This is a genomic window from Johannesbaptistia floridana, assembly GCF_057440575.1.
Window position 1 is genome coordinate 1 of sequence record NZ_JALKVM010000400.1, and the last position, 1006, is coordinate 1006.

Genomic DNA, 1006 nt, shown 5'->3' on the forward strand with positions numbered 1-1006 from the left:
TCAACGGTGTGTCTACGTTCGACCTGGTACTGATCAGCAAGCACATCCTGGGCGTTGGCCCGCTGAGCACGCCATACCAGCGCATCGCAGCGGACGTTAACAACTCTGGCTCTATCACGACGCTGGACCTGATCCAGCTGCGCAAGCTGATCCTGTCTATCGATACAGAGTTCTCTAACAACACAAGCTGGCGCTTTGTAGAGGAAGCTTACGTCTTCCCAGACCCATCTAACCCATGGGCAGAGCAGTTCCCAGAAGTGATCAACATCAACGACCTGCCTGCGACCAGCATCACAGATGCGGACTTCGTAGCGGTGAAGATTGGTGATGTGAACGGAGATGCGGAAGCGAACAGCTTTGCAGTAGTTGACGAGCGCAGCTACGAAGGCGCTTTCGCGCTGCAGACAGACGAGCAGGAGCTGAAGGCGGGCAACGAGTACCGCGTAAGCTTCACAGCTGCTGAGCTGGCACGCATCGAGGGCTACCAGGCGACACTGACGCTGAGCAGCAGCGTAGAGCTGGTAGACATCGTAAGCGGTGTAGCGACTGAAGACAACTTCGGCCTGTCTTACCTGGGCGAAGGCATGATCACTACAAGCTGGAACGGCGAAGCATCTGATGCAGAGCTGTTCACCCTGGTATTGCGCGCAAACAGCGACGTGATGCTGAGCGAAGTACTGGGCGTAAGCTCAGCAGTTACGAAAGCAGAAGCTTACGGCAAAGACGGCAGCTTCCAGGACGTAGCGATCGAGTTCAGCAACGGTACTGTAGCAGGCGCAGGCTTTGAGCTGTACCAGAACCAGCCGAACCCATTCAAGGGCGAGACGGTGATCGGCTTCAACCTGCCAGAGGCAGCACAAGCGACGGTCACTATCAGCGACGTAACCGGCAAGGTGCTGAAGCTGTACCGCCACGACGGCTCTAAAGGCTACAACCACATCACGGTTAAGTCTTCCGAGCTGGCGGCGACTGGCGTAGTGTCTTACACTGTTGAGACTGGTGACTA

At 56.3% G+C, this 1006-nt stretch carries 1 protein-coding gene; it reads left to right on the forward strand.

All coding sequences use genetic code 11. The features are described 5' to 3' along the window. Positions 1 to 1006, forward strand: a 1006-nt coding sequence (locus tag MW688_RS22610) for a dockerin type I domain-containing protein (protein ID WP_486738278.1), incomplete at both ends; no start/stop codon positions are given.